Raw genomic sequence first — 23,532 nt, 5'->3', positions numbered from 1 at the left:
CATCAATCTAGCTATCTATCTAGCCAGATACACAGGAACCGCCGATGTGGACCCTTCAGGACGCCAAGAACCGCTTTTCCGCCGTGGTGGAGGCCGCCCTCGCCGGGCAGCCGCAGGAAGTCACGCGCCGGGGCAAGCCCGCGGTGGTGGTGATGTCGGCGGCCGATTATGAGCGGATGCGCTCCGCTGCGGCCGAACGGCGCGGATCCTTCGCGGCGCATCTTCTCAGCCTGCCCGCAGCCCCCGAAGCCCATCCCGAAATCCGCCCGCGCGACGTCGATTTCTGATGCTGATCCTCGATACCAACGTGCTCTCGGCGCTGCGCCGGCCGGAGCGCAGCCCCGCCGTCTCTGCCTGGCTCGCGCGCCAGCAGGATGCGGACCTGTTCCTGTCGGTGATTACGCTCGGCGAGATCGAGCGCGGCATTGCCCGGCAGGAGGAGATCAACCCGCCCTTCGCGCGCGACCTGCGCGACTGGATGGACCGGACGGTGACGCTGTTCTCCGACCGGCTGCTGCCGTTCGGCGCGGAGGAGGCGCGGATCTGGGGCCGGCTTTCGGCGCGGCTCGGCCATGCCGGCGCGGACCTGCTGATCGCGGCGACGGCACTTGCCCGCGATGGCACCGTCGTGACCGGCAATGTCGCGGATTTTCGCCCGACCGGCTGCCGGATCGAGGATCCCTTCGCCTGATCAGGCGGCGGCGGTAATCTCTGCCGCCGTGGCGCGGATCAGCGCCGCCAGATCGCGCAGCAAGGGCGCCAGCGCGGAGCTGCGCCGCCAGACGAGACCGATGGTCCGGCTCGGCGCAGGGTCGTCCACCACCGGCAGGAACCGCAGCGCACCCGCCTGCGCCAGCGGCCCGCGAGTTGCGAGCGCGGGCAGAAGCGTGATCCCCATCCCCGCCGAAACCATCTGCCGCAGCGTCTCCAGGCTGGAGGCGCGGAACCCCGCCGTCTCCTCCGCCCCCCACCGCTGGCACAGGTTCAGCGCCTGATCGCGCAGGCAGTGCCCATCCTCAAGCAGCATCAGCCGCTGCCCGCCCAGCTCCGAAAGCTGCACCGAATTGCGCGCGGCCAGCGGATGGCCAGCGGGCACGGCGAGAAAGAACTCTTCGGTAAACAGCGGCTCCACCTGGTAGCCCTCCGCCACCGGCAGCGCGAGCAGCGCCACGTCGAGCCGCCCCACACGCAGCTTCTCCAAGAGCTGGGCGCTCTTTTCCTCCACCAGTTCCAGCTCCAGCCCTGGAAAGGCCGCGCCGATCCGCGGCACCAGCCGCGGCAGCAGATAGGGCCCGAGCGTGTGAAACGCCCCAAGCCGCAGCCGCCCGGTATCGGGACTGCGGTGGCGCGCGGCCAGCGTGCGGATATCGTTGGCCTCGGCCAGCATCCGCTGAGCATGAACGAGGATCTCCTCCCCGGCCGCGGTCAGGATCACCCGGCGCGCGCCGCGCTCCACCAGCACCACGCCGAGCTCGTCCTCCAGCTTGCGCAGCTGCGCCGAAAGGGTCGGCTGGCTCACGTTGCAGACCTCGGCCGCGCGGCGGAAATTTCCGAGCCGCGCGACCTCCACCAGGTACTGCAATTCGCGCAGCGTCACTCAGGCGGCCTGTTCCGCCGCGGGGGCCGTAACACGGATCAGGTGATCGAAGGCCGCGAGCGAGGCGGTGGCGCCGGCGCCCATGGCGATCACGATCTGCTTGTAGGGGGTGGTGGTGCAATCGCCCGCCGCGAACACGCCCGGCATCGAGGTGGCGCCGTGGCTGTCGATCGCGATCTCGCCGCGGGGGGTGAGATCGACCGCGCCTTTCAGCCAGTCGGTGTTGGGCAGCAGCCCGATCTGGACGAAGATACCCTCCAGCGGCAGCTCATGCACCTGGCCGCCCACGCGGTCCTTGTAGACCAGCGCGCTGACCTTCGTGCCATCGCCCTTCACTTCGGTCGTCTGTGCCGAGACGATGATGTTCACATTGGGCAGGCTGCGCAGCTTGCGCTGCAGCACCTCGTCGGCGCGCAGGCGGGCGTCGAATTCGATCAGGGTCACATGCGCGACCACACCCGCGAGGTCGATCGCCGCCTCCACGCCCGAGTTGCCGCCGCCGATCACCGCGACGCGCTTGCCCTTGAACAGGGGGCCATCGCAATGCGGGCAATAGGTCACGCCCTTGTTGCGGTACTGCTCCTCGCCCGGCACGCCCATCTGGCGCCAGCGCGCACCGGTGGAGAGGATCACCGCCCGGGCCGAGAGCGTCGCGCCCGAAGCGAGCGCCACCTCGATCAGATCGCCGTTGCGGCTGAGGCCGGCGGCCTTCTGCAGGTTCATGATATCGACGTCATACTCCCGCACATGGGTTTCGAGCGCCTGCGCGAGGCGCGGGCCCTCGGTATGGGGCACCGAAATCAGATTCTCGATCGACATCGTATCCAGCACCTGGCCGCCGAAGCGCTCCGCCGCGATGCCGGTACGGATGCCCTTGCGCGCCGCATAGATGGCCGCCGCCGCACCGGCCGGGCCCCCGCCCACCACCAGCACGTCGAAGGCTTCCTTCGCGGCCAGGTTCGCGGCCTCGCGCGCGGCCGCGCCGCTGTCCACCTTCGAGAGGATCTCTTCCAGCGTCATCCGGCCCTGGCCGAAGACCTGACCGTTCAGATAGACGGTCGGCACGCTCAGCACCTGCCGAGCCTCGACTTCGGCGCGGAAGTCCGAGCCGTCGATCGCCACCACCTTCACGCCGGGGTTCAGCACCGCCATCAGGTTCAGCGCCTGCACCACATCGGGGCAGTTCTGGCAGCTTTGCGAGAAATAGGTTTCGAAGGTGAAATCGCCCTGCAGCGCCTTCACCTGATCCAGCACCGCCTGCTCCACCTTGGGCGGATAGCCGCCCGTCTGCAGCAGCGCCAGCACCAGCGAGGTGAATTCATGCCCCATCGGCAGCCCGGCGAAGCGCAGCGAAATATCCTGCCCGGGCGAGGTCAGCGCGAAGGAGGGGCTGCGCGCATCGGCGCGGGTCTCCACCGTGATCTTGTCGGACAGCGCCGCGATCTCGGCCAGAAGCGCCATCATCTCGGCCGATTTCGGCGTGTCGTTGGGCGAAGCCACGAGAACGACAGGGCGGGTGATCCGCTCAAGATAGGCCTTGAGCTGCGTCTTCAGGTTCTGGTCGAGCATGGGTCTCTCCGGTCATGGGGAAGGGGCCCGGCGGGGAGGGCCGGGCCGGCGGAGGCGGCCCCCCGCGCGCGGGGGGCCGGAGCGTCAGATCTTGCCGACGAGTTCGAGCGAGGGGGCGAGCGTCTGTTCGCCTTCCTGCCATTTCGCCGGGCAGACTTCGCCCGGATGGTTGCGCACATAGATCGCGGCCTTGATCTTGCGCACCAGCTCGGAAGCATCGCGGCCGATGCCTTCGGCGGTGGTTTCGGTGGCCTGGATCACGCCATCCGGATCGACGACGAAGGTCGCGCGGTCCGCGAGGCCCTCTTCTTCGCGCATCGCGTCGAAGTTGCGGGTGATGATGCCGACCGGGTCGCCGATCATCGCATAGGTGATCTTGCCGATGGTGTCGGAGCTGTCATGCCAGGCCTTGTGGGTGAAATGGGTGTCGGTCGAGACCGAGAACACTTCCACGCCCAGCTTCTGCAGCTCGGCATAGTGATCGGCCAGATCGCCCAGCTCCGTCGGGCAGACGAAGGTGAAATCGGCCGGATAGAAGAAGAACACCGCCCATTTGCCGGCGATATCGGCATCCGACACGTCGATGAACTTGCCTTCCTTGTAGGCCTTGGCCTTGAACGGTTTGATCTTGGTGTTGATCAGCGCCATGTGCGACGTCCTCGATTGTCTGCTGGCGGGAGGGGAGGCTCCGGCCTTCTGCAATGCAGAACATAAATGCCGCGGACGCGAAAGAGAAATAGATTGATCGTGCCTTTTTGATAGTTTTTATCTATCGCTCTAGCAAAAAAGCGCGCCCGGCCGGGACCGGGCGCGCCATTGGCCGTCTCAGGCGATGTCCTGCTCCGCGACCGCCGCCGCCGTGCGCTCCAGCACCACGCCCATCAGGCGCAGGATCTCGGCCACATCGGCCTCGGTCACGATCAGCGGCGGGCAGAGCGCGAGCGTATCGCCGATCGCGCGCAGGATCAGGCCTTCCTCATGGGCGAAGGCATTGGCGATCTGGCCGACCTGGCCGGGCTTGGAAAACGGCCGCTTCGTCGCCTTGTCGGCCACCATCTCCACCGCCGCCATCAGGCCGACGCCGCGCGCCTCGCCCACCAGCGGGCTTTGCGCCAGCGCGCGGATCCCGCCCTGGAACTGGGCCTCCAGCCGGGCCGCATTGCCCACCAGGTCCTTCTCCTCGATGATCTTCAGGTTCTCCAGCGCCACCGCCGTCGCCACCGGATGCCCGGCCGCGGTGAAGCCATGTGCGAAGGTGCCGATGCGGTGGCTGTTGTCGGCCACGGCCTGATAGATCGCATCCGAGAACACCACCGCCGCCAGCGGGATATAGCTGGAGGTAATCTGCTTCGAGGTGGTCATGATATCGGGGGTGAAGCCCATCTTTTCGGCGCCGAAGGGCGTGCCGAGGCGGCCAAAGCCGTTGATGACCTCATCCGCGATCAGCAGGATGTCGTTCTTGCGGCAGATCGCCTCGACGCCCGGCCAGTAGCCCGCGGGCGGCACGATCACCCCGCCCGCGCCCATCACCGGCTCGCCGATGAAGGCCGCGATCGTATCGGCGCCCTCGCGCGCGATGGTCTCCTCCAGCTCCGCGAGCAACCGCGCGGTGAACTGGGCCTCGGTCTCGCCCTCGGCGCCTTCGCGGTAATGATGCGGGCAGGTGAGGTGGATCACCGGCAGGATCGGCAGGTCGAAATCCTTGTGATCGACCGGGATCCCGGTGAGGCTGCCCGAGGCCATGGTGATGCCGTGATAGGCGTTCTTGCGGGCGAGGAACTTCTTCTTCTCGCGGCGGCCGAGCGCATTGTTGTAGTACCATACCAGCTTGACGATGGTATCGTTCGCCTCGGAGCCCGACGAGGTATAGAGCACATGGCTCAGCCCCTCGGGCGCCCATTCCGCGAGCTTTTCCGAAAGCCGGATCGAGGGTTCATGCCCCTTCATGCTGAAGGTGTGGTAATAGGGCAGCTTCTTCAGCTGCTCATAGGCCACCTCGGCCAGGCGCGTCTCGCTGAAGCCGAGCGCGACCGACCACAGCCCCGACATCGCCTCGATGTATTTCTTGCCGGTGTTGTCATAGACATGGACGCCCTCGCCCCGCTCGATGATCAGCGGCCCCTTCGCCTCCAGCGCACGGGCATCGGTGAAAGGATGCAGGTGGTGCGCCGCGTCCAGTGCGGCCAGCGAATTCGAAAGGGTCATGTCCATCCTCTGTGTGCGAGTCTCGCGGGTCTGCGCCCGTCCTGCACCGGGATCCTGCGGAAATCACCTCACTGCAAGGAAAAAGGCGTCACCCTTACAAATAGCCGCCTTGCACCGCGCGAAGGGGCGCCCGCGGGCGCCCCTGGCGGGCTCAGAGCGCCTGAGCCGTGATCGTATAGCCGAAGGCCTTCGGGTCGAGTTCGTTCAGCCGGGCGCCGCCCAGCACCCCTTGCGGATACATCAGGAACGGCAGCCGCCGCCCGGCGCCCGGCAGGGCCACGTCCTCGGCGCTGTTATAGGCCACCCAGTTCCCCTCCCAATTGCCCAGCAGCGCCCGGTTCACCTCCGCCACCAGCGGATCGGCCGGATCCCGGATCCAGGTCTCGCTTTCCGCGCGCATCACCTTGAGCACATCGGCCGGGTCCATCGCCACCCAGCCATAATCCAAGAGGAATACTTCCGCCCGGCAGTGCTGCGCCTTCGATATATCGGCGCTGCCCGCGCCCAGCTGCTTGTAGCCGAAGGCCGAGGGCGCTACCCGCACCCCGTAAAGATCGCGCGCAGGCACCCCGGATGCGCGCGAGAGCGCCACGAACAGGCCGTTGAGATCGGCGCATTTGCCGCCCAGCCCGGCGGAAGTGAGCGTGGCCACCGTATCGCCCAGGCCACAGCCGGGGGTATCGAGGTTGCGGTAGCAGTTCGCCACGATCCAGGCATAGATCGCGCGCACCTTCTCCACATCGCTCCCGGCGCCCGCGGTGATCTTCTGCGCGGTTTGCGTGACGACCCCCTGCAGCGGCTTGTTCGCGCTCGGCGCGAGCGCCGCGGTCAGCACCGCGGGGTCTTCGGTAGCTGGCGCAGGCTGCGCCCAGTCGATCGTGCGGTTGCGGGTCTCGAAGCCGCTCACCAGCGTGATCTGCGGCGCGGCAGAGCCATCGAAGCGCGCATGCACGAAGCGCGCGCCGCTCGCCGGATCGACGATCAGCTCGGCCTGCGTGGCATTGCCGCTCCAGCTGGTATCGATGCTGCGCTGCCATTCCGAGGCCACCGAGGGCACCGGCAGCCAGAGCTGCGCGGGCTGGCCCGCGGGCAGGGTGACTGCGGTGCTGATCTGATAGCGCTTCCAGTCGCTCGGGGCCGGCGCGAAGGCACGATCGGCAGCGAAGGCGCGCTGCGCTCAACAGAAATGCCGGTCAGCCGACGCTCAGGCCCGGCGCGCCTGCCGCTACCCGGCCGATGATCGCCGCCGCATCGAACCCGGCCGCGTGGAAACAGCCAAGCACCGCCTCCGCCGCTTCGGGCGCACAGGCCACGAGAAGCCCGCCACTCGTTTGCGGATCGCTGAGGAGTGCGCGGTCCAGATCCGAAAGCGCAGGCGCCGCCACCTGCGCACCATAGCTCGCCCAGTTGCGCCCCGAGGCGCCGGTCACGAAGCCGGCCTCCGCCAGCGCAGGCACCCCGGGCAGGAGCGGCACCGCAGCCCAGTCGATCTCCACCCGCAGGCCCGCGCCGCGCGCCATTTCCAGTGCATGGCCCGCGAGGCCGAACCCCGTCACATCGGTGATCGCATGCACGCCGGGCATTCGCGCGAGGTCCGGCCCCGGCGTATTCAGCCGCGTGGTGGAGGCGATCATCTGCGCATAGCCCGCGGCATCCAGCGCGCCTTTCTTCAGGGCGGCGGAATAGACCCCGACCCCGAGCGCCTTGCCCAGCACCAGCACATCGCCCGGCCGCGCATCCGCGTTGCGCCGCAGATGCGCCGGATCCACCACGCCAATGGCCACCAGCCCGTAGATCGGCTCGACGGAATCGATCGTATGGCCGCCCGCGATCGGGATGCCCGCCCCGCGGCAGGCCTCCGCGCCGCCATCGAGGATGGCCCGGATCGTGCCCTGAGACAGCACGTTCACCGGCATCCCCACCAGCGCCAGCGCGAAAATGGGCGTAGCGCCCATGGCATATATGTCGCTCAGCGCATTGGTGGCGGCGATGCGGCCGAAATCATGCGGGTCATCGACCACCGGCATGAAGAAATCCGTGGTCGCGACCACGGCGAGGTTTGGCGCGAGCTGATAGACGGCGGCATCGTCCGAAGTCTCGATCCCCACCAGCAATTCGGGCGGCACCGGCAGGGCCGTGGCTCCGCGCAGGATGCCTTCGAGCACGCCGGGCGCGATCTTGCAGCCGCAGCCGCCGCCATGCGCCAGCGAGGTCAGCCGGGGTTCCTGGGTGGCGGGATCGGGCATGGCGGGCCTCCTTCACGGCATGTCTGCGCCAGTATTGCCACCCCCGGCCTGCGCCGGCAAGGCGGGGTGCCGCGCGGCCGACGGGGGAGGTCCTTCCGCGAAACCGCCCCCTCGCGGACGCTTGTCTTGACTTGCCCGCCCGAAAGCAGGACGATGGGGTACCGATCTATGAGTACAGACAGGTAAGGGAGGGTCTCGTGAACATCGACCTTTCGCGCCGCAGCTTTCTGAAGCTGGCCGGGGCGGGGGTGGCGGCGACGTCGCTGGGCGCGATGGGATTTGGCCAGGCCGAAGCGGCCGAGGCAGCCCATGTCCGCGCTTTCAAGCTCGCCACAGCCACCGAGACCCGCAATATCTGCACCTATTGCTCCGTGGCCTGCGGGATCATCATGTATTCCAAGGGCGATCTGAAGGCCGGGGAGCCGGCCGAGCTGATCCATATCGAGGGCGATGCCGACCACCCGACCAACCGCGGCACGCTGTGCCCGAAGGGCGCGGCGCTGAAGGATTTCGTGAAATCCGAAACCCGCGCCACCAAGCCGCGCTACCGCGCCGCGGGCAGCAGCGAATGGCAGGACATCACCTGGGACGCCGCCATCGACAAGGTCGCGCGCAGCCTCAAGGACGACCGCGACAGCAATTTCATCGCGCAGAACGCCAAGGGCCAGACGGTGAACCGCTGGCTCACGGCCGGGTTCCTGGCCGCCTCCGGCGCCACCAATGAAACCGGCTGGCTCACCTACAAGACCATCCGCGCGATGGGGATATTGGCATTCGACAACCAGGCACGCGTCTGACACGGCCCCACGGTAGCCAGTTTGGCTCCAACTTTTGGCCGCGGCGCAATGACGAACGCCTGGACCGACATCAAGAACACCGACCTTGTCATCGTCATGGGTGGCAATGCGGCGGAGGCACATCCCTGCGGCTTCAAATGGGTGACCGAAGCCAAGGCGCATCGCGGCGCGAAGCTGATCGTGGTCGATCCGCGGTTCACGCGCACGGCTTCGGTTTCTGATTACTATGCCCCGATCCGCCCCGGATCCGACATCGCCTTCCTGATGGGGGTGATCCGCCATTGCATCAAGAACGACAAGGTGCAGTGGGAATATGTGAAGAACTACACCAATGCCGCCTTCCTGGTGAAGGAGGGCTTCGGCTGGCAGGACGGGCTGTTCAACGGCTATGACGCCGACAAGCGCGCCTATGACATGGCCGACTGGGAATACCAGATCGGCGAGGATGGCTTTGCCAGGGTGGACCCGACGCTGAGCGACCCGCGCTGCGTCTGGAACCTGCTGAAGGCGCATGTGGAGGTCTATACCCCGGAATTCGTGGAAACCGTCTGCGGCACGCCGAAGGACCGGTACGAGAAGATCTGCGAGATGATCGCGGAATGCTCGGCGCCGGACAAGGTGATGACCTCGATGTATGCGCTCGGCTGGACGCAGCATTCGAAAGGTGCACAGAACATCCGCGGCATGGCGATGCTGCAGCTGATCCTGGGCAATATCGGGATGCCGGGCGGCGGGGTGAATGCGCTGCGCGGGCATTCGAACATCCAGGGCCTCACGGATATCGGCCTGCTGTCGCATACCATTCCGGGATATCTGAATATTCCGAAGGATGCCGAGACCGATTTCGAGACCTTCATGGCAACGAAGGGCAATGCACCGCTGCGCCCCGGGCAGACCAGCTACTGGCAGAATTACCGGAAGTTCATGGTCAGCTTCATGAAGGCGATGTGGGGCGATGCCGCCACCGCCGAGAACGGCTGGGCCTATGACTACCTGCCCAAGCTCGATGTGCCCTATTACGACATCCTGCGCTACTTCGAGATGATGTCGAAGGGCGAGGTCAACATCTATATGTGTCAGGGCTTCAACCCGCTGCTGTCCTTCCCCAACCGGGCGAAGCTGACCGAGGCGCTGTCGAAGCTGAAGCTGCTGGTGGTGATGGACCCGCTGCAGACGGAAACGGCGCATTTCTGGCAGAACCACGGCATCTACAACGACGTGGACAGCGCCACGATCCAGACCGAGGTGCTGGAGCTGCCGACGACCTGCTTTGCCGAGGACGAAGGCGCCACGGTGAACTCCGGCCGCTGGCTGCAATGGCACTGGGCGGGGGCGACGCCGCCCGGCCAGGCCAAGCCCGACACCTGGATCATGGCGCGGATCTTCCTGAAGATGCGCGAGCTCTATGCCGCCGAGGGCGGCGCCTTCCCGGAGCCGATCCGGGACCTGACCTGGGACTATGCCGACCCGCATGAGCCCTCGCCCGAGGAACTGGCGAAGGAGATGAACGGCCGGGCGCTGGCGGATCTGTACGATCCGGCGGACCCGACGAAGCTCCTGGCGAAAGCGGGCGAGCAGCTGCCCTCCTTCGGGATGATGCGCGACGATGGCTCCACCATGTCGGGCTGCTGGATTTATGCCGGCAGCTGGACGGAAAAGGGCAACATGATGGCCCGGCGCGACAACAGCGACCCGGGCGATGTGGGCACCTTCCTGAACTGGACCTTCGCCTGGCCCGCGAACCGGCGGATCCTGTACAACCGCGCCTCGGCCGACATGGAGGGCAAGCCCTGGGACCCGAGCCGCAAGCTGCTGGAATGGAACGGCGAGAAATGGACGGGCTTCGACGTGCCCGACATTTCGCCCACCGCGAAGCCCGAAACCGTCATGCCCTTCATCATGACGAACGAGGGCGTGGGCCGGCTGTTCTCGCGCAAGGGGCTGAAGGACGGGCCGTTCCCGACCCATATGGAGCCCTTCGAAAGCCCGGTGGCGAACCCGCTGAACCGCGAACTTCGGGGCAACCCGGCGGCGCGGGTCTTTGCGGGGGATCTCGCGCAGATGGGCACCAGCGACGAATTCCCGCTGGTGGCGACGTCCTATCGGCTCACCGAGCATTTCCACTACTGGACCAAGCACAACCGGGTGAATGCCGTGCTGCAGCCGGAATTCTTCGTGGAAATCAGCGAGGAGCTCGCCGCGGAGAAGGGCATCGCCAAGGGCGGGCGCGTGCGTGTGTGGTCCAAGCGCGGTGATGTCTGGGCGAAGGCGGTGGTGACGAAACGGATCCGGCCGCTGATCTGCGACGGCAAGACCGTGCATGTCGTGGGCATCCCGATCCACTGGGGCTTCATGGGGGCCGCGCGCAAAGGCTTCGGGCCAAACAGCCTGACCCCCTTCGTGGGCGACGCTAACATCGACACGCCCGAGTTCAAGGCCTTCCTCGTCAACATCGAACCGGCAGGGAAAGGACCCGTGTCATGACCGACCGCGCCCCCCAACCGACGACGGCGGCGGCCAACCCGCCGGTGCAGCCGATGGAATCGAACCTGCTGCCCTCGGATGTGGTGCGGGCCTCGGCCACGCCGAACCTGCCCCGCCCCGAGCGCCAGCTGACCGAGGTCGCGAAGCTGATCGACGTGTCGAAATGCATCGGCTGCAAGGCCTGCCAGTCGGCCTGTATCGAGTGGAACGACACAGAGCCGGAGATCGAGGAGAATGTGGGGGTCTATGAGAACCCCCACGACCTCACCCCCGACATGTTCACGCTGATGCGCTTCACCGAATACGAGAACCCTGAAACCGGGGATTTCGAATGGCTGATCCGCAAGGACGGCTGCATGCATTGCGAGGATCCGGGCTGCCTGAAGGCCTGCCCGGCGCCGGGCGCCATCGTGCAATATTCGAACGGTATCGTGGATTTCATCCACGACAATTGCATCGGCTGCGGCTACTGCGTCACCGGCTGCCCGTTCAACATTCCGCGGGTGAGCCAGAAGGACCACAAGAGCTACAAATGCACCCTGTGTTCGGACCGGGTGGCGGTGGGCCAGGGCCCGGCCTGCGCCAAGGCCTGCCCGACGCAATGCATCACCTTCGGCCCGAAGGAGGAGATGAAGCAGCATGCCGCCGAGCGGATCGCGGATCTGCAATCGCGCGGCTACGAGAACGCCGGGCTTTATGATCCGCCGGGCGTGGGCGGCACGCATGTGATGTATGTGCTCCATCACGCTGACAAGCCGGGCCTCTATGCCGGGCTGCCGGAGGCGCCGCAGATTTCGCCGGTGGTGGAGGGCTGGAAGGGCCCGGCCAAAACGGTGGGCCTGGTGGCGATGGGGCTGGCGGCGGCGGGCGCGGCGCTGCACGGGCTCATCGCGCGCGGCAACGAGGTCACCGCCCATGACGAGGCCGAGGCGGAGGCGCTGGTCGATAAGGAGGACAAGGCATGAGCAAACGTGTCTATTCCGCCCCCGGCGACACCATCGAGAGCGTCCATCCCGTCACCGTGCACCGCTACCGCGGCCTCACCCGGCTGAACCACTGGGTCACCGCGGGCGCGCTCATCGTGCTGCTGCTCTCGGGGCTGGCGCTGTTCCATCCGGCGCTGTTCTTTCTCACCGGGCTGTTCGGCGGCGGGCAGACCACGCGCTGGCTGCATCCGATCGTGGGGGTGGTGCTGTTTCTCAGCTTCTTTCTGCTGTTCTTGCAGATGTGGCGGCTGAACCTGCCCCGGCGCGAAGACGTGCAATGGGCGATGCAGACCAAGGACGTGATCCTGGGCCATGAGGAGAAGCTGCCCGAGCTTGGCAAATACAACGCCGGGCAGAAGACGGTGTTCTGGGCGATGACCGGGCTCATTCTGGTGCTGATCGTCTCCGGCGTGATGATCTGGCAGGAGTATTTCCCGCATCTGGTCAGCATCCCGGTGCGGCGGCTGGCGGTTCTGGCCCATGCGCTGGCGGCGGTGCTGATCATTCTGGTGTTCATCCTGCATGTTTATGCCGCGATCTGGACCCGGGGCACGATCCGGGCGATGACGCGCGGCACGGTGACCGGCGGCTGGGCCTGGCGGCACCATCGCAAATGGCTGCGCGAACTGGCTGGACGGCGCGATGCCGGCCCGGCAGAATAGCCGCCACGCGGTGGCCGGTCCGGCCCGGAGAGGATCATGTCGACGACCCTGAACCCCGATCCCTCGGTGATTGGCGGCATCGCCAAGGCGCCCTTCGTGCGGCTGCCCGATCCCGCCCGCCTGTTCGCCGCGCGCGCCGCGCGCTTCGCCTTTCTGGCGCCGGGCAGCAACCTCGGGCCCTATCTGGAGTTTCTGGCGGCGCTGAGCCGGGTGCAGGCGGATCTGGTGGCCGCGCTGCCCGCCCCGCCCGCGCCTGCGGGCCGCGGCGCGGCGGGCATGCCGCCGATCGACCGGGCCGCGCTTGCGGAAGATGCCGGGCTGCGGGCCACGCTGCAGGCGCTGTGCGCCCGGGCACTGGCGCTCGATATGCCCGCGCCTGCGCGGATGGCGCTGGAGGCGGTGATCGCGGCCGGGCCGGAGGACCAGAGCTGGCTCCTGGCCAATGTGCTGGCCGACAGCATTCCCGAAGATAGCGCCGCACCGCATCTGTTCGCGGCGGCGGCGGTGCAGGTGCATCTGGCGCGGCTCGCGGCGGCGCTGGATCCGGGACTGTTTGAGCCGGTGGCGGTCGGGGTCTGCCCCTGCTGCGGCGGGCGGCCGGTGAGCTCCTCCGTCGTGGCGCTTAGGGAAATCGAGAACGTCCGCTACGCCACCTGCGCCAGCTGCGCCACGCAATGGAACGAGGTGCGGGTGAAATGCCTGTGCTGCGGCTCGACCAAGGGCCTCAGCTACCGCTCCGCCGAAACCACGGAGGCCACGGTGAAGGCCGAATGCTGCGCCGAATGCCAGTCCTGGGTGAAGATCTTTTACGCGGTGCAGAACCCCACACTGGACCCGGTGGCCGATGACGTCGGCAGCCTCGGGCTCGATCTCCTGATGCGCGAGACGGGCCTTCGGCGCGGCGGGTTCGATCCGTATCTGGTGGGCTATTGATGCAGGCCCTGCGCGCGCTGCCCTCCGTCGATCAGCTGCTCCTCTCCGATACCGGGCAGGCGCTTGTGGCCGCGCATGGCCGCACTGCGGTGGTGACGGCGATCCGGCGGCGGCTCAATCTCGCGCGGGGCGCGATCCGGGCGGGCGAAGCCGGGGCGGAGCTGGCGCTGCATCTGCCCGAGCTGGTCGCGGCGGATATGGCGGCGGCGGCGCGCACGCAGCTGCGGCCAATGCTCAATCTCACCGGCACGGTGCTGCACACCAACCTCGGGCGCGCGATTCTGGCCGAGGAGGCGATTGCGGCGGCCACGGCGGCGATGGCCGCGCCGATCGCGCTGGAATTCGATCTGGAGACGGGCGGGCGCGGGCACCGCGATGACCATCTGAAGGGGCTGCTGCGCGAGCTGACCGGCGCCGAGGATGCGACCATCGTCAACAACAACGCCGCCGCCGTGCTGATCGCGCTCAACACGCTCGGTCAGGGGCGCGCGGCCGTCGTCTCGCGCGGCGAGCTGATCGAGATCGGCGGCGCCTTCCGCATGCCCGATATCATGGCCCGCGCCGGCGTGCGCCTGCACGAAGTGGGCACCACGAACCGCACCCATCCGCGCGACTACGAAGCGGCCATCGGCCCCGATACCGGGCTGATCCTGAAGGTGCATACATCGAATTACCGGATCGAGGGCTTCACCGCCGAGGTGCCCGCCCCGCGGCTCGCGCAGATCGCGCGCGCAGCCGGGGTGCCGCTCCTGAACGACCTCGGCGCGGGCTCGCTGGTCGATCTCTCGCGCTATGGGCTGCGGCGCGAGCCCACGGTGGCGGAGGCGGTGGCTGAGGGCGCGGATCTCGTGACCTTCTCCGGAGACAAGCTCCTCGGCGGGCCGCAGGCGGGGTTCATCGTCGGGCGGCGCGACCTGATCGCCGCGATCGACAAGAACCCGCTGAAGCGCGCGATCCGGCTCGACAAGATCCGCATCGCGGCGCTGGAGGCGACGCTGCGGCTCTATCGCGATCCGGACCGGCTCGCGGAGCGGCTGCCGACGCTGCGGCTGCTCGCGCGCCCCGAGGCCGAGATCGCCGCTCAGGCCGCGCGGCTCGCGCCGCAGGTGGCGGCGCTGCTGCCCGGCCACAGCGTGGCACCCTGTGCCTGTGCGAGCCAGATCGGCTCCGGCGCGCTGCCGGTGGATACGATCCCTTCGGCGGGGCTGCGCATCAGCGGCGGCGCGCCCGAAGCGCTGGCCGCCGATCTGCGCGGGCGCGAGCGGCCCGTTATCGGCCATATCCGCGAGGGCGCGCTGATCCTCGATCTGCGCTGCCTGCCGCGCGACGAAGACCTGCTCTCGGCGCTGGCATGATCGTCGGCACGGCGGGGCATATCGACCACGGCAAGACCGCGCTGGTCAAGGCGCTCACCGGAGTGGATGCCGACCGGCTGGCCGAGGAAAAGGCCCGCGGCATCACCATAGATCTGGGCTTCGCCTATGCCGATCTGGGTGGCGGTGCCATCACCGGCTTCGTCGATGTGCCGGGCCACGAGCGGCTGATCCACACCATGCTGGCGGGCGCGGGCGGCATCGACCTCGCGCTGATCGTGGTCGCCGCCGATGACGGGGTGATGCCGCAGACGCGCGAACATCTGGCCATTCTGGAGCTTCTGGGCATTCGGCGCGGCATCGTGGCGCTGACCAAGGCCGATCTCGCGGGGCCGGAACGGCGCGCGAAGGTGACGGCGGGTATCCGCGCCGTGCTGCCGCCCCTGCTGCGGGAGGCGCCGGTGCTGCCGCTTTCAGCGCTGACGGGCAAAGGGATCGCGGCGCTGCGCACGGCGCTGATCGCGGCGGAGGCCGAGACCGGCGGGCGAGCGGCACAGGGCCCGATGCGCCTCGCCGTGGACCGCAGCTTCACCCTTGCGGGCGCAGGCACCGTCGTCACCGGCACGCTGCTCACCGGCCGGGTGCAGCCGGGCGACAGTGTGATCATCAGCCCCTCGGGCCTGGCGGCCCGCGTGCGCTCGGTGCATGCGCAGAACCGGGCCGCGCCGGAGGGGCTGGCGGGGCAGCGCTGCGCGCTCAATCTCGCCGGCGATGGCGTGGAGAAATCCGCGATCCACCGCGGCGATGTGGTGCTTTCGCCCGCCCTGCACGCGCCGACGGACCGGATCGACGCAGATCTGACCGTGCTCGGGGCAGAGGCGAAGCCCCTCGGGGCCTGGTTCCCAGCCCGGCTGCACAGCCATGCGGTGGAGGTCGGCGCGCGCATCGTGCCGCTGGGCGAGCCGATCGCGCCCGGAGCCACAGGGCCGGTGCAGCTGGTGCTCGATCGCCCCATCGCGGCCGCGGTGGGCGACCGCTTCATCCTGCGCGACACCTCCGCCAGCCGCACCATCGGCGGCGGTCAGTTCCGGGACCTGCGCGCCCCCGCCCGCAAGCGCCGCACGCCCGAACGCCTCGCGCTGATCGCGGCCGCCCGCGCGGCCGAGCCCGCCATGGCGCTCCGGGCGCTGGCCGCTATCGGGCCGGTGGATCTTGCTGCCTTCCTGCGCGACCGCAGTCTTGACCCGCTCCCCCTCCCCGCGGGCCTCGGCCAGATCGGGCCGCTGGTGCTGGGCGACGAAGCCCTGAGCGGGCTGCGCACCGGCATGGCCGCGGCTCTGGCGGGCTTCCATGCCGAAAACCCCGATCTGCCCGGGATGGGGCGCGAGCGGCTGCGCCTCGCCCTGCACCCGCGCCTGCCCAAGGAGCCTTTCCTCGTTTTCCTGCGGCAGGAAGCCGATGCCGGGCGCGCGGTGCTGGACGGCGCTTTCGTGCGGCTGCCCGCGCATGAGGTGACGCTGGCGCCGACCGATGAGGCGCTCTGGCAGCGGCTGTTGCCGCATCTTCTCGGCGAGGGCCGGTTCCGCCCGCCGCGGGTGCGCGACCTGGCCGGGGAATTCGGCCTGGACGAACGCGAGATCCGCCGGGTGATGAAGCTCGCACAGAAGCTCGGCCGCGCCGAGCAGATCGCGCATGATCATTTCTTCGCCCGCACGGTGACGCGCGAAATGGTCGCGATCCTGCGCGACGTGGCCGCGGGCACCCCGGACGGCTGGTTCGCCGCCCCCGCCTTCCGCGACCGGCTGAACAACGGCCGCAAGGTCGCGATCGAGATCCTGGATTTCTTCGACCGTCACGGCCTGACCTTGCGCCGCGGCGATCTGCGCCGCATAAACCCGCATCGGGTCGATCTGTTCGACTGAGGAAGGGAAGCGTCCCCGGTGGGGCGGCCGGTCTTCAAAACCGGTTGGGGCAGCGAGCCTGTCCCGGGTGGGTTCGACTCCCACTCCCCTCCGCCACGACATACCCTTCTAATGTCATATTATTTTCCCGCAAAGAGTCATCGATACGCCATTGCAGCTCCCATCTGATGCCTGTTGTCTTTCACTGGGCTTGGGCCTGCATTTCGTTGGGCCTGATACCGGAATTGGCCGGGGGTCCGCAGGCCGTCCCGTATGATCCGGCAGGGCTGTTTCAATTCCGGATGGCGTTGCCCGCTGTCTCACGCTTCCTGCGCGGCCATTCCCAGATCGTGCTTCGGCCAACGCGCCGCGTTCCGGAGAAATGCTGTGCGATTTCAGCCGCGATCTGATCGAAGGTCAGGCGATCGATCCGGGCCAGAAGAACGCCTGCAATCCGGCATCTCCGTCAGTCTTGGGCGCGCGTCCGGGCCTATGAAGGCGGCGGTGCGCCGAGGCTTCGGCCCTGATGGCGGTTAGCGCTTCCACGCCCTTTTGAACACGCTCTTCAAGGGCAGTTATCCCTCGGCCGACCCTGGCCCGGGCAGCTTTCGCATCGGCCAGCCCGGCAGAGAGCCGTGTCAGCGGATCGGGCATGAGGGGATTCCTTCATTTGGGCGGGATGGCCCGTGGCTCTCCCCGCGCGCCACGGGCCGAAGGTCGCGTCAACTCGGCAGAAACCGCGACCTGTCTCTCCGGCAGCCCGCCCGGCTCAATCCCGAGCTGGGCGCAGATGGCGATGCGTTCGGCATTGCCCCGCCCGCGCCTCGGTGGGGCGGGCGGCATCCGGCCCGCCGCGGTTGACCAGCGCACCGCGCAAGCTTCCCATGCCTCGAAGGCGCGAAGGTCGGCGGAGGCCACCCTTCCATCGCAGGCCCGCGCTTGCCCGAGGCGCGAGCGCGTTCGAGCGCGGCTTCGGCCCGATCCTCGAGCAGTTCGGCCAGCTGTGCCCCGCAGCTCGACGCCATTTCCTTGGCCGGGCCGGTATCGGTGCGCGTGCTGGCCGCTGCCGCGATGATGGCGCAGGCGCGACGGACCTGTTCGGACACCGTCATGTCGGGCGGGGCACCGAGCGCCTCGCGCAGGGCGTCGATCACCTAGGCCGCATCGGCCTCGGTATTTACGGGATCCTCCTCGACCGCGCACAGCGCCTGCAAGGTGATCGCGGGCGCGTTGGTCAGCCCGGCGCGCTTCACCGCCATGACGCCTCCCGCCTTCGTCACCATGACCACAGGGCGGATGAAGCGGTATTCGCGCCCAGATACACCATCGCGCGCGGCAAGCTCTTCAATCCAGCCCGCCGCCGGGGCTTCGGCCTGAGTATGACGATCAAGCGCGTGATCCATGTCCACCGGCATCCCGCGGTCGAGGTCACGCCGCGATCGCTCGATTGCTGCCGCCCTATCCCAGACCACCCTCGGCCCGCGCCTGTCGTTCAGATCGAACGCGCCCGAGGGCCGGAGCGGACCAGGCTTTCGGCCTTGTCCCCTCCGATCTGCGGCAGGGGGATCGTGTTCACCTGTTTGTCAGCCATCGTGGTCACTCCTGAAAATAGGGCGAGACGATCAGTTCGGCGGAACCGCGCCAGACGTTCGACGTGCCGCTGATGGCTTCTGCCGTCAGGATCCCGCGTGCCACGTCCGTGCTCGGGCGAAACCACCAGCACATTCGGCGTCACACCCATGATCCGCGCGGCGGCATAGCCGGTCATGTCCCGCGGCAAGCGCGGCCCTAAGGCGAATGGCCAGAGCCCGCAGCCCGCGTTCACCCGCGCCCGGATGCCATGGATGTATTTGTCGTTGAAGAAGACGTTGTTGTCGCTGCCCTTGTCCAGACGCTGCATCGGATAGGGCACGCGGGCTCAGGCAGGAGCGGCTCCACCGGGGCGGCTGGTATCGAGCGGGACTCACGCCGTGCCGGTGGCACCGCCGAAGGTCGGCAGCGCGGTCTTTGTACCCGAAGCACCAACCACCGGCTGATCGGTATGGAAGAAATACGGCCCGTCATAACACTCGGAGCCGAACCCGTTACGCAACAGATCGAAGGACAGTTCGTCCGGATGGGTGACGGCGGCATGCGCCCTCATGCTGATCTGCGGCGCGCAGACGCCGGGGCGGTCATCATCGATATCCTCGCGGCGCAGGCGCAGCGTGGTTTCGAATTTGCGGTTCTCAATCGTGTAGCGCGCGGAACGGACGCCCTTGACGTGGCGCGGGCCAAGCTATTCGCGCCTCTGCGGCACGCCCGCGATCCCGCCATAGGTTTCGTCGGAGCCGGTGGACTTCACGTCCATCGCGATCTGGTTCCGATAGACCGGCGCGCCCTGCGCGGCCTTGTTGAAGGGATATTGAAGCCGCTGACCATCTCGCTCACCGTCGAAGCGATGACATCCATGGCGCAGGTTCGGGGCGTTTGCAGTTTCGCCGCGCATCTGGCCGCGCAGTTTGTGGATGCAGGCGGAAGTCACGCCGTGCTTGTCGGCGATCTCCTTCGCCGAAAGAACGGGGCGGGTGACATCTGCACGCAGCCGGGCGGAGGCCATCATCGGCGCAGCATGACCGCGCGAGGGAATATCGAGGTCGGTGCCGCCGCAGGAGCGCACCAGCACCAGGACGATATCCGCACCCGGAATTTTGACCAGGCGCCCGCCGCTGCATTTCGGGAGCGCAATGCGCTGGCCACCATAGGCTTCAACCAACGCAAGCCTCGCCGCATTCGGCATTCAGGATCGCCGCGACGTTGGATGTGGAATAGACCGTCATTGGCACTCCTACATAGGAATGCTGGATCGGTATCACCCGGTATAGTAGTTAGGGCCGGGGATGTATTCTGAAGGTGTCGCGGATGAGCGGGCAGTCGGAGGATCGGAAGTCATACGACGACGAGTTCGGCGAGATGCTCAGGCTTCGGGCCGAAGTCTGGAAACATGACCCCGAGAGCGACGAAGCGAATGCGATGAACGCCCGGGCGGATCAACTGGCCTTCGCGCTCTCGGCCTATCTGGTGGCGCGCGAACTGCCGGGGGTGGAGTTTCCGCCGCCCGAGACGAAGGAATACGGCAGCGTCATGTGTGGTGGCCGGGCGCCCGATATCCGGGACGCGTGCGAGGAACTGGTCTGGCTCTATGGTTTCAGGGCAGACGCAGGAGGCGCCGACAATCCGCCATTTTCGAATGCCTGATCGAGGCTATCGTGTTCTGTGGCGCCCTGTGACTCGGTCCGGCGCAGGCACATATCGAGGCGCTGTAGCAGGCATTAGAAAAAACGGGCGACAGAGGCCTGCCATACCGTTTCCGCCACCCATCCCCCAGAAAACCGAAGATGGGCATTTTTGAACGCGCTCCGGCGAATTTGAACGGTATACGGCGACGGGGCGGCGGTGGACCGGGTCTTCGCCGCGCGCCGCGATCATTTCGATGACCTTCATCGCCTTCAGGGCCGTGATCATCTTCCGCGGCGCCTTCATGTCCACGAAGCGCAGGCTGGACAGCCGGAACTTGTTCAGCAACCACGTGTTCAACTCATCCTTGCCGGCGGCCCCGCGCGTGTATGCCCGCCACGGGCAGCGGATCAGTTCGAGTTGGGCGAAGGTCGCCATGCCGGGCCGGTTGCCATAGGACGGCCATCCGCGACCAGCGGGCGAAAGCCGCGCCATTCAAAGAACCCCATGATCACCTCAAATCCGTCTTGATCGAGATCGACCGAGCTTTCCACTCCGGCCAGATGCACGAGGCAGGAGCGGTATTCGTTGTCGGATAGCCCGAATTTGCCCTTAGCGACATGCAGAAGGGCCTTCTGACGGTTGTTGATCGTCATGCGGCGTCCTCGGTGGTGCATTGCGAACGGTGACATCCAACTTATCGAGCACGAGGATTTACTTATCCTCCAAACCATGAACTGCACGAGCAGAGAGGCGCGTCATGGAGTTGACCCAAGGCTGATCCAGATCATCAGCATAGGCCAATTTGTTAAAAACGTTCCTGACATCGAGCAAGATCCCCATGACATCGGAAATCGCCGTGTCGATGACGTTCCGCTCCCCGGCAGTCATGGTGATGTTGCGGCACGATCTCTGCGCGAGCGCCGCGGCCTTTGCTGCCATCTCGGCTTTGATCTCTTCCGCCGTCTTGCCGAGTATATAGACGGCGTTGCCTTCCGCAGCCATTTTCAACTTCCACTCATGATCGGACAAAAATGCGTCGGAATAGGTCATCACTTGCCCCCATCGCCAAAAGCTTGAGGTCTTCGAGCGCGGCCATGATGTACGCCGCATAAGGCGTTCCGCCGCCTGCCAGAAGGGGCGCATGGCAAATCGCATTGTCCACTTCGCCCAGTCCGGCGCCCCGCCGAGCGACCTGATACAGCGCTTCGCACACCTTGGCATCGGCCAGCCCGCGCTATGCCGTAAGGGTTACGACATCGTCCTTCGTCACAGCTTTGATGGTCACCCGCCGCCAGAGTCGCGGAAGCCGATCTTGGATTTAGAGAAGCGCCAGATCGCCGCTGAACACTATGGAAAACAGCCCTCTTCCGACATGCGCGCAACCACTCGACTGTACCCCATTCGCTGCCGCCGCGCGTATTATGCCGGATCAGGTTTTGGCCTCGTCGATGATCAGCAGGCCATCGACCCCGATAGCCTCTCCAATCTGTTCCCTCAACCCCCGCAGGCAGCGGTTGTTCGGTCGGCCTATGTCCAGCGTTTCCATCTACTGGGTCGTCGCACGCAAAGGGGTATCATCTGCGCTTTTGACCGCCGTATGCCAAAGGGCATCCTTTCGGATGCCGTGCGTGAAGTGCATCAGCGCCTTGGATTTTCCCGTGCCTGGTGCGGCCGCGATCAGGGTAATCGCTCCGCCGAACTCCGAACTGCCCAGTTGTACCGACCGCAGAGTGTCCTGTGCGCTTTCCGTTATGGCGATGCTGCCTCTCACCCGGGCCCCCGGCCCCGGCTCGGCAAGTAGAACCACTTCTGCCATTCTTTCCTCCGTTCAAAGAGAGCGGGCTTACCCGCGTTGAATGGTCCGGTGAGCGGTGCAACGCTCACCGGACCTACTTTCCGAACGGACGCACGAGATCGAACCCGATTGCCCGATCTAGATTCCGCAGCATTTCCGCCGTCAGCGCGGATTTCGCCTTGGATTGCTTTGCGGGGGCTGCGGCACGGTTCGGCCGAAAACCGCCGAAGCAGGCACCGATCACCTTGGCGGGCGGCAACGGGGCTTCTTCTGCATCGCCCGTGCCCAGATCGGCCAGCGCCGGCGCGAACGCGGCATCGTCCAGATAGGCATTCGCTTCGTGGGCCCGCCGCACCGCATCCCGCGCCGCCTTGCGGTTCTTCGCCGCCTCGCGCGCACCGTCAACACTGCCGTAAACACCGGCTTTAACAGGCATTATATCCTAGCAAATCAGCCGCCCGGTTTCATCGAAGGCGACGGCAGGGACCTCGAAATTGCCGGGGGCGCGGCCGATCAGGGTTTGCCCCTTGCCGTGCAAGCGAAGAAACGCATCCTGCGGTTCCGGGTCGCCATAGGTCCATGGCGCCACCTGCTCACGGCCCCAGCGATCCACCGAAGCCGGTGTGTAGACCAGCCCGGTATAATAGAGTTGCTGCGCGGTCGGTTTGCGCAAAACACGATCCGTAAGACCTGCCCGGAACATCTGTTCATAGGACCGCCCGCGCGCGCCTCGGCCTTTCCGGCCTTCCTCGCGGTTGCGGCGTGCGATTTCGCGCTCGACCACGGCAAGAGCTACGGCCAGAGGCACAGGCCGCACCGCCTTGCCCCGGCGTTGCGCCTGGCGCATGACCTGCTTGTGCGCCCCGGAACTACGGCCGGTCGTCGATCACGCGGTAAAGCGTGGCAAAGGTGCGCTCCGCGATCGTGGCCTTTGCGTTCTTTGGCATCGCGAACTTCCTATTAATGACAAGGTGATAGCAGACGCCCAATGGCTTCACGCCGGGCTTGGCGTCAGCCTTTCCCCGCCATTTGAAATCCGCACCACCCTCCACCAGATGCCCGGCGAAGGCCGAGCCGTTGTCGGTATAAAGACGGAAGTAGGCCCAGGCCTCGGGCGAGAACTCCGCAGGCGGGCTGCCTGCGCGGGTATGTGCCGGAAGCAATGCTGGGACGAAGTTCATCGGCTCGACCCCGGCCACCGCTCTCAAGATGCACCGAAGCGTCATCTTTTCGGTGCCATCAGTTCCGAACGTCTTGCGCGCCTGGTCGATCAGGGTGCAGGTGAGGCCGCGATCTTCGGATGCCCAGCCCGCCACTAGAAAGCGGGCAATTTCGGCCTTGTGAAACGCAACCGCCTGCATGGCAGAAGTGGCACCCGCAAACCGCTCATGTGCCGCGTCGTCATGGTCGCCGGCCGGCAGGCCCACCGCCCCAATCTGCCGAAGCTACCATGCGCGACGTTCAGATTCTGGAGGAGAGGATAGCCGAAACAATAGACGTTGCCCGTCAGGGCGATGCTCCACACCCATTCTGTGAAGCCGCGCGAGGGCGGCAGGTTTGCTGCAACCGCGAGGCCCAGGGGGCATGCGCCATGATCCGTCACCAGCCCCACCGCCGCGACCTGCAACCCACGGTGAAACGTCCTGCGCGTCAACAAAACAGCCGGAAGGCCAGGAGCCGCCTTATCACCCAAATCAGCCGAAGCACCTTCAGCACGTCGGCGCTGGTCACCTCTCACACCTTGCTCTGGCTTAAGGCCGGGCCAGCGTCAGTCTCCATTCACCCGAAGGATCCGGCCGTGCTTCGACGAGCCACGCGCTCAGCG

25 protein-coding genes, 1 tRNA gene and 1 pseudogene are annotated in these 23,532 nt (G+C 66.9%); 11 read left to right on the top strand and 16 right to left on the bottom strand.

The window, feature by feature from the left end; genetic code table 11:
• Positions 1-44 precede the first annotated feature (44 nt).
• Entirely contained in the window at positions 45-287 is a 243-nt protein-coding gene (locus tag ACOMG5_RS02655) for a type II toxin-antitoxin system Phd/YefM family antitoxin (RefSeq protein WP_420342230.1), read from the top strand.
• A complete protein-coding gene (locus ACOMG5_RS02650; RefSeq protein WP_420342229.1) occupies positions 287-691 on the top strand; it encodes a type II toxin-antitoxin system VapC family toxin in 405 nt (134 codons plus the stop codon). The genes ACOMG5_RS02655 and ACOMG5_RS02650 overlap by 1 nt, the downstream gene beginning before the upstream one ends.
• Here the strand turns inward: ACOMG5_RS02650 and ACOMG5_RS02645 are convergent, their stop codons facing one another.
• The 6 genes from ACOMG5_RS02645 to selD all read right to left on the bottom strand — a co-directional run bounded on the left by ACOMG5_RS02645 (position 692) and on the right by selD (position 7,617).
• Positions 692-1,597 (bottom strand): LysR substrate-binding domain-containing protein, encoded by a 906-nt coding sequence (locus tag ACOMG5_RS02645; RefSeq protein ID WP_420342228.1) that lies wholly within the window; start codon positions 1,595-1,597, stop codon positions 692-694.
• Positions 1,598-3,166, bottom strand: a complete 1,569-nt coding sequence (gene ahpF, locus ACOMG5_RS02640; protein WP_420342227.1) for an alkyl hydroperoxide reductase subunit F — start codon at positions 3,164-3,166, stop codon at positions 1,598-1,600.
• Between the two features lie 84 nt (positions 3,167-3,250).
• Positions 3,251-3,814 (bottom strand): alkyl hydroperoxide reductase subunit C, encoded by a 564-nt coding sequence (ahpC, locus tag ACOMG5_RS02635; protein ID WP_420342226.1) that lies wholly within the window; start codon positions 3,812-3,814, stop codon positions 3,251-3,253.
• A gap of 177 nt (positions 3,815-3,991) precedes the next feature.
• Complete coding sequence (locus tag ACOMG5_RS02630; protein WP_420342225.1) at positions 3,992-5,371, bottom strand: aspartate aminotransferase family protein; 1,380 nt, start codon at positions 5,369-5,371, stop codon at positions 3,992-3,994.
• Positions 5,372-5,522: 151 nt separating this feature from the next.
• Entirely contained in the window at positions 5,523-6,428 is a 906-nt protein-coding gene (locus ACOMG5_RS02625; RefSeq protein ID WP_420342224.1) for a transglutaminase-like domain-containing protein, read from the bottom strand.
• A 136-nt stretch (positions 6,429-6,564) separates the two neighbouring features.
• On the bottom strand, positions 6,565-7,617 hold the full coding sequence (selD, locus tag ACOMG5_RS02620) for a selenide, water dikinase SelD (protein WP_420342223.1): 1,053 nt from the start codon (positions 7,615-7,617) through the stop codon (positions 6,565-6,567).
• Positions 7,618-7,820: 203 nt separating this feature from the next.
• On the opposite strand from selD, the gene fdnG reads away from it, so the two are divergent.
• The 7 genes from fdnG (at position 7,821) to ACOMG5_RS02585 (ending at position 16,810) form a co-directional block, all read left to right on the top strand.
• The gene (gene fdnG / locus ACOMG5_RS02615; RefSeq protein WP_420342311.1) at positions 7,821-10,898 is read left to right on the top strand and encodes a formate dehydrogenase-N subunit alpha; all 3,078 of its coding nucleotides are present in this window, start codon (positions 7,821-7,823) and stop codon (positions 10,896-10,898) included.
• Positions 10,895-11,863, top strand: a complete 969-nt coding sequence (gene fdxH / locus ACOMG5_RS02610; protein ID WP_420342222.1) for a formate dehydrogenase subunit beta — start codon at positions 10,895-10,897, stop codon at positions 11,861-11,863. Before fdnG ends, fdxH begins: the two co-directional genes overlap by 4 nt.
• Entirely contained in the window at positions 11,860-12,546 is a 687-nt protein-coding gene (locus tag ACOMG5_RS02605; protein WP_420342221.1) for a formate dehydrogenase subunit gamma, read from the top strand. The genes fdxH and ACOMG5_RS02605 overlap by 4 nt, the downstream gene beginning before the upstream one ends.
• Before the next feature lie 36 nt (positions 12,547-12,582).
• Positions 12,583-13,479: a formate dehydrogenase accessory protein FdhE gene (fdhE, locus tag ACOMG5_RS02600; RefSeq protein ID WP_420342220.1), complete on the top strand. Its 897-nt coding sequence runs from the start codon at positions 12,583-12,585 to the stop codon at positions 13,477-13,479.
• Entirely contained in the window at positions 13,479-14,834 is a 1,356-nt protein-coding gene (gene selA, locus ACOMG5_RS02595) for an L-seryl-tRNA(Sec) selenium transferase (RefSeq protein WP_420342219.1), read from the top strand. The genes fdhE and selA overlap by 1 nt, the downstream gene beginning before the upstream one ends.
• Positions 14,831-16,714, top strand: a complete 1,884-nt coding sequence (gene selB, locus ACOMG5_RS02590) for a selenocysteine-specific translation elongation factor (RefSeq protein ID WP_420342218.1) — start codon at positions 14,831-14,833, stop codon at positions 16,712-16,714. The genes selA and selB overlap by 4 nt, the downstream gene beginning before the upstream one ends.
• Positions 16,715-16,810 (top strand) — tRNA-Sec (locus ACOMG5_RS02585).
• Between the two features lie 300 nt (positions 16,811-17,110).
• Here the strand turns inward: ACOMG5_RS02585 and ACOMG5_RS02580 are convergent.
• The 4 genes and pseudogenes from ACOMG5_RS02580 to ACOMG5_RS02565 form a co-directional block, all read right to left on the bottom strand.
• Positions 17,111-17,347: a hypothetical protein gene (locus ACOMG5_RS02580; protein WP_420342217.1), complete on the bottom strand. Its 237-nt coding sequence runs from the start codon at positions 17,345-17,347 to the stop codon at positions 17,111-17,113.
• A 500-nt stretch (positions 17,348-17,847) separates the two neighbouring features.
• Entirely contained in the window at positions 17,848-18,165 is a 318-nt protein-coding gene (locus tag ACOMG5_RS02575; protein WP_420342216.1) for a phage protease, read from the bottom strand.
• Positions 18,166-18,185: 20 nt separating this feature from the next.
• Positions 18,186-18,959: pseudogene (locus ACOMG5_RS02570) on the bottom strand (Mu-like prophage major head subunit gpT family protein); the annotation flags it as partial.
• Positions 18,960-18,971: 12 nt separating this feature from the next.
• A complete protein-coding gene (locus ACOMG5_RS02565) occupies positions 18,972-19,472 on the bottom strand; it encodes a hypothetical protein (RefSeq protein ID WP_420342215.1) in 501 nt (166 codons plus the stop codon).
• Between the two features lie 122 nt (positions 19,473-19,594).
• Between ACOMG5_RS02565 and ACOMG5_RS02560 the strand changes: the two genes are divergently transcribed.
• A complete protein-coding gene (locus tag ACOMG5_RS02560) occupies positions 19,595-19,930 on the top strand; it encodes a hypothetical protein (protein ID WP_420342214.1) in 336 nt (111 codons plus the stop codon).
• A gap of 6 nt (positions 19,931-19,936) precedes the next feature.
• Here the strand turns inward: ACOMG5_RS02560 and ACOMG5_RS02555 are convergent, their stop codons facing one another.
• From ACOMG5_RS02555 to ACOMG5_RS02545, 3 genes are read right to left on the bottom strand one after another with little or no spacing between them, the layout of a single operon-like run.
• Positions 19,937-20,347, bottom strand: a complete 411-nt coding sequence (locus ACOMG5_RS02555; protein WP_420342213.1) for a hypothetical protein — start codon at positions 20,345-20,347, stop codon at positions 19,937-19,939.
• Complete coding sequence (locus ACOMG5_RS02550) at positions 20,320-20,565, bottom strand: hypothetical protein (protein ID WP_420342212.1); 246 nt, start codon at positions 20,563-20,565, stop codon at positions 20,320-20,322. Before ACOMG5_RS02550 ends, ACOMG5_RS02555 begins: the two co-directional genes overlap by 28 nt.
• Before the next feature lie 58 nt (positions 20,566-20,623).
• A complete protein-coding gene (locus ACOMG5_RS02545) occupies positions 20,624-20,962 on the bottom strand; it encodes a hypothetical protein (protein ID WP_420342211.1) in 339 nt (112 codons plus the stop codon).
• 91 nt (positions 20,963-21,053) lie between these two features.
• On the opposite strand from ACOMG5_RS02545, the gene ACOMG5_RS02540 reads away from it, so the two are divergent.
• Positions 21,054-21,713: a hypothetical protein gene (locus tag ACOMG5_RS02540; protein ID WP_420342210.1), complete on the top strand. Its 660-nt coding sequence runs from the start codon at positions 21,054-21,056 to the stop codon at positions 21,711-21,713.
• A gap of 88 nt (positions 21,714-21,801) precedes the next feature.
• Here the strand turns inward: ACOMG5_RS02540 and ACOMG5_RS02535 are convergent, their stop codons facing one another.
• The 3 genes from ACOMG5_RS02535 to ACOMG5_RS02525 are packed head-to-tail and all read right to left on the bottom strand — an operon-like array spanning position 21,802 to position 23,134.
• Positions 21,802-22,143 carry a hypothetical protein gene (locus ACOMG5_RS02535; RefSeq protein WP_420342209.1) on the bottom strand — a complete coding sequence of 114 codons (342 nt, stop codon included), beginning with the start codon at positions 22,141-22,143 and terminating at the stop codon, positions 21,802-21,804.
• Between the two features lie 6 nt (positions 22,144-22,149).
• The gene (locus ACOMG5_RS02530) at positions 22,150-22,554 is read right to left on the bottom strand and encodes a hypothetical protein (protein ID WP_420342208.1); all 405 of its coding nucleotides are present in this window, start codon (positions 22,552-22,554) and stop codon (positions 22,150-22,152) included.
• Positions 22,555-22,576: 22 nt separating this feature from the next.
• Positions 22,577-23,134: a hypothetical protein gene (locus ACOMG5_RS02525; protein ID WP_420342207.1), complete on the bottom strand. Its 558-nt coding sequence runs from the start codon at positions 23,132-23,134 to the stop codon at positions 22,577-22,579.
• Positions 23,135-23,532 lie beyond the last annotated feature (398 nt).

This window comes from Paenirhodobacter sp. (assembly GCF_041916475.1).
Classification (GTDB): Bacteria; Pseudomonadota; Alphaproteobacteria; order Rhodobacterales; family Rhodobacteraceae; genus Rhodobacter.
Note: the sequence above shows the minus strand (reverse complement) of the source record. Positions and strands in the feature narration are given on the sequence as shown.

Excerpts from the sequence above, each read along its gene's own strand:
- ACOMG5_RS02540 (WP_420342210.1), top strand. The coding sequence starts at position 21,054 with ATGGCAAATCGCATTGTCCACTTCGCCCAGTCCGGCGCCCCGCCGAGC.
- ACOMG5_RS02580 (WP_420342217.1), bottom strand. The coding sequence starts at position 17,347 with ATGCCCGATCCGCTGACACGGCTCTCTGCCGGGCTGGCCGATGCGAAA.
- ACOMG5_RS02555 (WP_420342213.1), bottom strand. The coding sequence starts at position 20,347 with ATGGCGACCTTCGCCCAACTCGAACTGATCCGCTGCCCGTGGCGGGCA.
- ACOMG5_RS02630 (WP_420342225.1), bottom strand. The coding sequence starts at position 5,371 with ATGACCCTTTCGAATTCGCTGGCCGCACTGGACGCGGCGCACCACCTG.
- ACOMG5_RS02535 (WP_420342209.1), bottom strand. The coding sequence starts at position 22,143 with ATGCCTGTTAAAGCCGGTGTTTACGGCAGTGTTGACGGTGCGCGCGAG.
- ACOMG5_RS02545 (WP_420342211.1), bottom strand. The coding sequence starts at position 20,962 with ATGACCTATTCCGACGCATTTTTGTCCGATCATGAGTGGAAGTTGAAA.
- fdhE (WP_420342220.1), top strand. The coding sequence starts at position 12,583 with ATGTCGACGACCCTGAACCCCGATCCCTCGGTGATTGGCGGCATCGCC.
- ACOMG5_RS02605 (WP_420342221.1), top strand. The coding sequence starts at position 11,860 with ATGAGCAAACGTGTCTATTCCGCCCCCGGCGACACCATCGAGAGCGTC.
- selB (WP_420342218.1), top strand. The coding sequence starts at position 14,831 with ATGATCGTCGGCACGGCGGGGCATATCGACCACGGCAAGACCGCGCTG.
- ahpC (WP_420342226.1), bottom strand. The coding sequence starts at position 3,814 with ATGGCGCTGATCAACACCAAGATCAAACCGTTCAAGGCCAAGGCCTAC.
- ACOMG5_RS02550 (WP_420342212.1), bottom strand. The coding sequence starts at position 20,565 with ATGACGATCAACAACCGTCAGAAGGCCCTTCTGCATGTCGCTAAGGGC.
- selA (WP_420342219.1), top strand. The coding sequence starts at position 13,479 with ATGCAGGCCCTGCGCGCGCTGCCCTCCGTCGATCAGCTGCTCCTCTCC.
- ACOMG5_RS02530 (WP_420342208.1), bottom strand. The coding sequence starts at position 22,554 with ATGCGCCAGGCGCAACGCCGGGGCAAGGCGGTGCGGCCTGTGCCTCTG.
- ACOMG5_RS02565 (WP_420342215.1), bottom strand. The coding sequence starts at position 19,472 with ATGCCGAATGCGGCGAGGCTTGCGTTGGTTGAAGCCTATGGTGGCCAG.
- selD (WP_420342223.1), bottom strand. The coding sequence starts at position 7,617 with ATGCCCGATCCCGCCACCCAGGAACCCCGGCTGACCTCGCTGGCGCAT.
- ACOMG5_RS02650 (WP_420342229.1), top strand. The coding sequence starts at position 287 with ATGCTGATCCTCGATACCAACGTGCTCTCGGCGCTGCGCCGGCCGGAG.
- ACOMG5_RS02560 (WP_420342214.1), top strand. The coding sequence starts at position 19,595 with ATGAGCGGGCAGTCGGAGGATCGGAAGTCATACGACGACGAGTTCGGC.
- fdxH (WP_420342222.1), top strand. The coding sequence starts at position 10,895 with ATGACCGACCGCGCCCCCCAACCGACGACGGCGGCGGCCAACCCGCCG.
- ACOMG5_RS02655 (WP_420342230.1), top strand. The coding sequence starts at position 45 with ATGTGGACCCTTCAGGACGCCAAGAACCGCTTTTCCGCCGTGGTGGAG.
- ahpF (WP_420342227.1), bottom strand. The coding sequence starts at position 3,166 with ATGCTCGACCAGAACCTGAAGACGCAGCTCAAGGCCTATCTTGAGCGG.